A 6,930-nucleotide genomic window follows, 5' to 3' on the forward strand; every position below is an offset into this window, starting at 1 on the left:
TTGGCCGCCTCCGCCCGTCTCAGTCGGGATGACCGCGAGAGGAAGGCGCAGGTGTGCACGATGACGAGCTGTTCGAGCGGTTCGTGACGGAACGGGTGGACGTGCTGCTCCGCTACGGCTACGTGCTGACCGGCAACCCGCACGACGCCGCCGACCTGGTGCAGGAGGCACTGGTGCGGTTACGCGGCGGCTGGGAACGGGTGCGGCGCAAACACGACCCCGAGGCCTACGTCAAGACGACGATGAGCCGCCTGCACGTCAACTCCTGGCGGCTGCGGCGGCGCGAGCAGGTCACGGCGGAGCCGCCCGACCGGACCTGGCTGGACAGCCCGTACGAGGGCTCGGCCCTGTGGGACACGCTGGCGCGGCTGCCGCGCAGGCAGCGGGCGGTGCTGGTGCTGCGCTACTACGAACAGCTGACCGACGCGGAGATCGCCGTCGTCCTCGGCATCTCGCGCGGCACGGTGCGCAGCCAGGCGTCGAGGGCCCTGGACAAGCTGCGCGGGGACCTGCCCGCCATCGCCGCGAGCCTGGGGAGCAAGGCGTGAACGCCGATCTGGAGAAGTCGCTGGCCGAGGAGCTCGCGCGGGCGGCCGGCCATGCCCCGCGACCGGCGCACGATCTGCGGGCGCGGATCGAGGCGGGACACCGGCGGCGACGGCGCACGGGGACCGCGCTGTCGGCGGCGGCCGTCGCCGTGCTGTCGGCGGCCGTCACGGTGGTGATCACGGTGGCGGTCACGGTGGCGGCGTCACCGCCGGTGCCGGTGGCGACGCGGCCCTCGCCGACGTTCGAGCCGAGCGCCCCGGCGACGGCGGATCCGGCGCTGCCGCCCGTGGAGAAGGTCTGGCCGGGCGCGCTGCACACCGTTCCCCGGAACCTGCCGAACGGGCAGGAATTGCATCCCGAGCGGTTCCTGGACGACCGGTCGCTGCTGGTGCGGACGCTGGACGTCGACAGGATCGACGCGCTGTGGGCGTACGACGTCAGGAAGCGGACCGCGCGCCGCCTGGTGGACGTGCGGTCGCCGCGCGGCACCGTGGTCACGGCGCCGTTCGTCGCGGTGGGCGACGGCCTGCTGGCCTGGTGGACGTTGCGCCGCGAGCGGAACGCGCGCGTGGTGGAGATCTGGACGGCGCCGGTCACCGGCGGGTCGCAGCGCAAGGTCGCCACGCTGAAGGACGCCCCGCAGGGCATCGATCTGACGATCGCGGGCGGCCGGCTGGTGTGGTCGCCGTGGGGCCGTGAGGGCGTCTACCGGATGCCGCTGACCGGCGGCGCGGCCAAGCCGGTGGCGGGCTCGGCCGGGCACACCCTGCTGGCGTGGCCGTGGGCGGCCCGGCCCCGGCCCGGCGTCCGGAAGGGCGGGAACGTGACCTTCGGTGACCTGGTCGACCTGCGCACGGGGGCGCGCGAGCAGGCGCCCGTCACGATCGGCGCCTGCTCGCTCACCTGGTGCGTGTCCGGGCGCACCGCGATGCGCCGCGACGGCGGGGGACGGCGCGAGCTGCCCGGTGACGCGACGGCGGGGGACGTGCCCGCGCTCGACCGGTTCGCCCTGCTCTCCCGGAGGGGGGCGGACAGCGTGCTGTACGACCTGGCCGGCGCGAAGGGTGGCATGCTGCGGTCCACGGGGTACACGCCGGTCCTCGACTACCGGATGCCCGGTCTGCTCACCTACATGAGGGGCGGGGAGCAGGTCGTGGTGAACCTGAAGGCGATCAGGTGAGCAGCCCGGTCAGCAGGGCCGACGGGTCGCGTTCCGGCGGCCCGGCGGGCCACCAGCCGTCGTCGCGGCGGGTGAACGGGTACCAGCGGCCGTCACGGCCGTAGCGCAGTTGCCGGTCGCCGACGGTCCACTGGTTGCGCCACGCCTCGACCGCCGGCGGCTCGCCCTCCCAGCCCGCCTCCAGCAGCGCCCGGGCGCGGGCCAGGTCCTGCCGGGGCGGGGTCCAGGGTGATTCGAGGGCGTCCAGGCCGCCGGCGCCGCCGTGCCGCCACGCCGCCACCGCCGCGTCGAGGCCCAGGTCGAGCCCGAACTCGGCGGACATCCGTACCCGGTCCTGGTATTCGGACAGCGCCGTCAAGGCGCCGGTGACCAGCAGCTCGCGGGCCCGGGAGGCGGCGGAGGCGGCGAGCACCTCCAGGGCGGCCACGTCGACGCCGGGCGCGGGCTCCAGGCCGAGCGGCGCGAACGTGACGTCCACCGGCGGCGGGACGGGCAGCGGCGGGACGCCGAGGGCGTAGGCGTCGGCGGCGGGGATGCCCTGCGGGGCGGTGGCGGGCACGTCGCGCTGCTGGAGCGCGTCGATGAGATCGCGCTCGCCGCGGCCGCGGAGCAGCAGCAGCACGAACGGGTCGTCGTCGAGCAGCCAGGACGCCTGGTAGCACAGGGCGGCGGCGTGCTTGCACGGGTGCCCCCAGTCGGGGCAGGAGCATTCGGGCTCCAGGTCGCCGACCGTGGGGAGCAGCGGCACGGCGGCGTCCTCGGCGGCCTCGACGAGGTCGTGCGGCATGTCGCGGTCGAGCAGGGCGGCGATGTGCCCGGCCTTGGCGGCGACCTGGTCGAGGAAGCGTTCCCAGGCGGCGTCGGTGAGCTGTTCGACGCGGACGACGGTGTCGTACTCGTGCTCGGAGACGGCGGCGAGCCGGCCGGGGCTGACGGTGATGGGGCCGACCTGGCCGGTCTTGGCGTAGGCGCGGCCCTTCTTCAGCAGCGTGTGGTCCAGGGAGGTGTCCTCCAGGGCCTTGATCCAGGCGAGGCCCCACCAGGAGGTGGCGAAGCGGGCGCCGGTCCGCTGGCGGGGGAAGGCGGCGAAGCCGCGGGCGTCGGTCATCGGAGCTCCACGAGTGCGGCGAGTTCGGCGTCGGTCAGCTCGGTGAAGGCGGCCTCGCCGGAGGCGAGCACGGCCTCGGCCAGGGAGCGCTTGGCGGTGAGCATCTGGGCGATGCGGTCCTCGATGGTGCCTTCGGCGATGAGCCGGTGCACCTGGACGGGGCGGGTCTGGCCGATGCGGTAGGCGCGGTCGGTGGCCTGGTCCTCGACGGCGGGGTTCCACCAGCGGTCGTAGTGGATGACGTGGTCGGCGCGGGTGAGGTTGAGCCCGGTGCCGGCGGCCTTGAGCGACAGCAGGAACACCGGGGCGGCGCCGTCCTGGAAGCGCTGGACCATCTCCTCGCGGCGGGCGACGGGGGTGCCGCCGTGCAGGAGCTGGGTGCCGACGCCGCGGGCCGACAGGTGCTTGTCGAGCAGGCGGGCCATCTGCACGTACTGGGTGAACACCAGGACGGCGCCGTCCTCGGCGACGATGGTGTCGACCAGCTCGTCGAGGAGCTCCAGCTTGCCGGAGCGGCCGGGCAGGCGGGGGGCGGCCTCGTGCAGATACTGCGCCGGGTGGTTGCAGATCTGCTTGAGCCCGGTGAGCAGTTTGACGATGAGGCCGCGCCTGGCCATGCCGTGGGCGCTCTCGATCTGCGTCATGATCTCGCGGACGACGGCCTCGTACAGGCCGGCCTGCTCGGTGGTGAGCGCGACGGGGCGGTCGGTCTCGGTCTTGGGCGGCAGCTCGGGCGCGATGCCGGGGTCGGACTTGCGGCGGCGCAGCAGGAACGGGCCGACGAGCCTGGCCAGCCGCTCGGCCGTGGCCTTGTCACCGGACTCGACCGGTTTGGCCCAGCGTGACCGGAACCTGGTGAGGGGGCCGAGCAGGCCGGGCGTGGTCCAGTCGAGGATGGCCCACAGCTCCGACAGGTTGTTCTCCACCGGGGTGCCGGTGAGGGCGACGCGGGCGGCGGCGGGGATCTCGCGCAGCGCCTTGGCGGTGCCGGAGGCGGGGTTCTTGACGTGCTGGGCCTCGTCGGCGACCAGCAGTCCCCAGGGGTGCTCGGCGAGCAGGGCGGCGTCCAGGCGCATGGTGCCGTAGGTGGTCAGGACGAAGCCGTCGTCGGCGAGGGTGCGCTGGGCGCCGTGGTAGCGGCGGACCGGGACGCCGGGGGCGAACCTGGAGATCTCCCGCTCCCAGTTGCCCATCAGCGAGGCCGGGCACACCACGAGCGTGGGCCCGCTGCCGCGCCTGGTCAGGTGCAGGGCGATGAGGGTGATCGTCTTGCCCAGGCCCATGTCGTCGGCCAGGCAGCCGCCGAGCCCGAGCGAGGTCATCCTGGCCAGCCAGCGCAGCCCCTGGAGCTGGTAGTCGCGCAGCGTCGCGGCCAGGCCGGCCGGCGGGCCGATGTAGGCGGGCTCGGCGAGGCGGTCGCGCAGCTCGCTCAGCCAGGCGCTCGGCTCGACGGGCACCTGCTCGCCGTCGACCTCTACGGTGCCGGTGAGCGCGGCGCCGAGGGCGTCGAGCCCGGTCATCGGCTTGAGGTCGCGCAGGCGGGCCTTGCGGGCCACGGCGGGGTCGACGAGGACCCATTGGTCGCGCAGGCGGACGACGGGGCGGTGCGTCTCGGCGAGGTGGTCCATCTCGGCGGCGGTCAGCCGTTCGCCGCCGAGGGCGAGCTGCCAGTCGAAGCTGGTCAGGTGGTGTCCGCCGAGGAACGAGGGCAGGTCGGAGGGCGCGGTGTCGCGGGCGCCGACGGCGGCGCGCGCGGTCAGGCCGCTGACCAGGGATTTGGGCCAGTGCACCTCGATCCCGGCGGCGTCGAGCCGGTCGGCGGCGCCGGCGAGGAGCTCTTCGAGGTCGGCGTCGGTCAGGGTGAGTTCGTCGGGGACGGCGCTGTCGAGCAGCCGTTCCAGGCGCGGCCAGGCGCGGGCGGCGCGGCGGATGGCGAGCGTGGCGTCGATCCTGGCGCGGCCGCCGAACCCGGGGTCGCGGCCCTCCCACAGGTCGGCGGCGTCGGCCACCAGCGAGGGGTCGGCCAGGCTGTGCAGCTGCGCCACGGCACGGAACTCGGCGCGTGCCGGGTCGTCGGCCTCCAGCCGCAGCGACAGCCGCACGCCGGAGTCGAGCCCGGCCGACACCTCCTCGGCCCAGTGGCGCAGCCGGGGGACCTTGACCGGGCGGGTGGCGGCGTAGGCGGTGGTGCCGGTGGCCCTGACGGCTCCCGGCGAGCGCGGCATGGCGTCGGCCACCGCGTCCAGGAACGCCCGCACGTGACTTTCCGCGTCGGCCAGGCGCAGCTCGGCGTCGACGGGTACGGCGCGGGCTTCGGCGGGCATGGCGTCGGCCAGCTCCCGGACGCGGCGGGCGTCGGCGCTGTCGAAGGGGCCGGCGCGCCAGGAGTCGTGGTCCTGCCCGGTGACGCCGGGCAGGACCCGGCCGCGGGCGACGAGCTGCAGGGCCACCAGCGCGGCGGCGCCCCAGAACCGGGCGGCGGGGTGTGCCGAGTCGTCGGCACGGGCCCTGGCCAGGGCGGCGACGGCCTCGGCGACGGGGACGCGGGTGGCGGCGACCTCGTGGGCGCCGTCCGGCCGGGCGATGGTTAGGGTGGTGTCGCCGCCGGGGTCGAGGAAGGCCATCCGCCCGCTCCTGGGGGGATCACCCGGCTCGAAGACGACCGCGTGCCGTACCGCATCCTGAGGAAGACTCACAGCCGTACAGTGTACGGTACGCGGAAGTGTGGTTTTCCGCACCCCACATAGGCAGCGATCCTCATCCCAGGTAGAGTTGATCTTCCGTACCCTTATGCGCATGGTTGATTGGGTAGTGGAGTTGATGGACACCCTCGGTGCGCCGGGGGCCGGAATCGCGATCGCGCTGGAGAACCTCTTCCCGCCGTTGCCGAGCGAGGTGATCCTGCCGCTGTCGGGATTCACGGCGAGCAGGGGGTCGATGAATCTGCTCGACGCCCTGATCTGGACGACGCTCGGCTCGGTGGTGGGGGCGCTGGCGCTCTACGGGGTGGGCGCCCTGCTGGGCCGGGAGCGGACGCTGGCGATCGCCGCCAAGCTGCCGCTGGTGAAGGTCTCCGACATCGAGAAGACCGAGGCGTGGTTCCTCAGGCACGGCAAGAAGGCGGTGTTCTTCGGGCGGATGATCCCGATCTTCCGCAGCCTCATCTCGATCCCGGCCGGGGTCGAGCGGATGCCGATCCTGCAGTTCACGCTGCTGACGCTGATCGGCAGCGCGATCTGGAACACGGTGTTCGTGATGGCCGGCTATCTGCTGGGCGAGCAGTGGCACCTGGTGGAGACGTACGTCGGCATCGGGTCCAAGGTCGTGCTCGGCGTCGTGGTGCTGGCGGTGCTGATCTTCATCGGCGTACGCCTGGGCGAGCGCCGCAAGGGGCGGCATGCGGCCGGTCGCTGACGGGGCGCGGGTCTTCGGCAGGGTGGCTCTGGGTGCGGTCACCGCGCCGGTGGAGCTGGTCTTCCTGCTGGTGACGCCGTTGCTGGGGGGCCGGGCGGACGCGGCCGCCCGGTGGCTGACCGGCCTGGAGGCCCGCCGGCTGCGGCTGGCGGCGTCGGAGCTGGACGCGCTGGCCCAGGACGACCGGGGCCGGTTGCTGCGTTATCTGGCCGCGCGGGTGCCGGTGGGGGTGCTGGGCGGGCTGGTGCTGTTCCTGATGGCGTTCGGGGCCAAACTCGCCGGCGAGCTGCTGTGGAGCTGGGGGCGGGGTGAGGCGTTCGACGAGATGGCGCCGTCGCTGCCGCTCGGGGGCTATTTCCTGCTCGTCGGGCTCGTCCTGCTGTTCCTGGCCTTGTCGGGCCTGGTCGGTGTGCATGTCCTGGAGCGATGGCTGGCCCGGCGGCTGCTGGCCGGTGACCGCACGCTCGCGCTGGAGCGCCGGATCGCCGAGCTGGCCGAGAGCCGGGCGGGGATCGTCGCGGCGGTCGACTCCGAGCGGCGGCGGATCGAGCGGGACCTGCACGACGGCCTGCAGCAGCGGCTGGTGGCGTTGTCGATGCTGATCGGCCGCTCCCGCCGCGGCCGTCCGGAGCTGCTGGACCAGGCGCACGACGAGGCGCAGCGGGCTCTTATACACCTC

Annotated in this window: 6 protein-coding genes; 4 read left to right on the forward strand and 2 right to left on the reverse strand. The window is 74.1% G+C overall.

From position 1 onward, the window contains the following. Positions 1-53 precede the first annotated feature (53 nt). Positions 54-548, forward strand: a complete 495-nt coding sequence (locus ADY59_RS22380) for a SigE family RNA polymerase sigma factor (RefSeq protein WP_049565146.1) — start codon at positions 54-56, stop codon at positions 546-548. After that, positions 545-1,729, forward strand: a complete 1,185-nt coding sequence (locus tag ADY59_RS22385) for a hypothetical protein (RefSeq protein ID WP_049565147.1) — start codon at positions 545-547, stop codon at positions 1,727-1,729. The genes ADY59_RS22380 and ADY59_RS22385 overlap by 4 nt, the downstream gene beginning before the upstream one ends. Here ADY59_RS22385 and ADY59_RS22390 read toward each other — a convergent pair. Together ADY59_RS22390 and ADY59_RS22395 are read right to left on the reverse strand one after the other, a co-directional pair. Then, positions 1,722-2,837 carry an SWIM zinc finger family protein gene (locus ADY59_RS22390; protein ID WP_049565150.1) on the reverse strand — a complete coding sequence of 372 codons (1,116 nt, stop codon included), beginning with the start codon at positions 2,835-2,837 and terminating at the stop codon, positions 1,722-1,724. The two genes, ADY59_RS22385 and ADY59_RS22390, sit on opposite strands and share 8 nt — an antisense overlap. Further along, the gene (locus ADY59_RS22395; RefSeq protein WP_049565152.1) at positions 2,834-5,533 is read right to left on the reverse strand and encodes a DEAD/DEAH box helicase; all 2,700 of its coding nucleotides are present in this window, start codon (positions 5,531-5,533) and stop codon (positions 2,834-2,836) included. The genes ADY59_RS22390 and ADY59_RS22395 overlap by 4 nt, the downstream gene beginning before the upstream one ends. A gap of 100 nt (positions 5,534-5,633) precedes the next feature. On the opposite strand from ADY59_RS22395, the gene ADY59_RS22400 reads away from it, so the two are divergent. Both ADY59_RS22400 and ADY59_RS22405 read left to right on the forward strand, forming a co-directional pair. Next, on the forward strand, positions 5,634-6,251 hold the full coding sequence (locus tag ADY59_RS22400) for a DedA family protein (protein WP_049565165.1): 618 nt from the start codon (positions 5,634-5,636) through the stop codon (positions 6,249-6,251). Next, a partial coding sequence (locus ADY59_RS22405; RefSeq protein ID WP_049565154.1) for a histidine kinase occupies positions 6,235-6,930 on the forward strand: 696 nt, incomplete at its 3' end. The genes ADY59_RS22400 and ADY59_RS22405, both read left to right, overlap by 17 nt.

Origin of the sequence: Nonomuraea sp. SBT364, assembly GCF_001083785.1 — a bacterium.
Taxonomy (GTDB): Bacteria; Actinomycetota; Actinomycetes; order Streptosporangiales; family Streptosporangiaceae; genus Nonomuraea.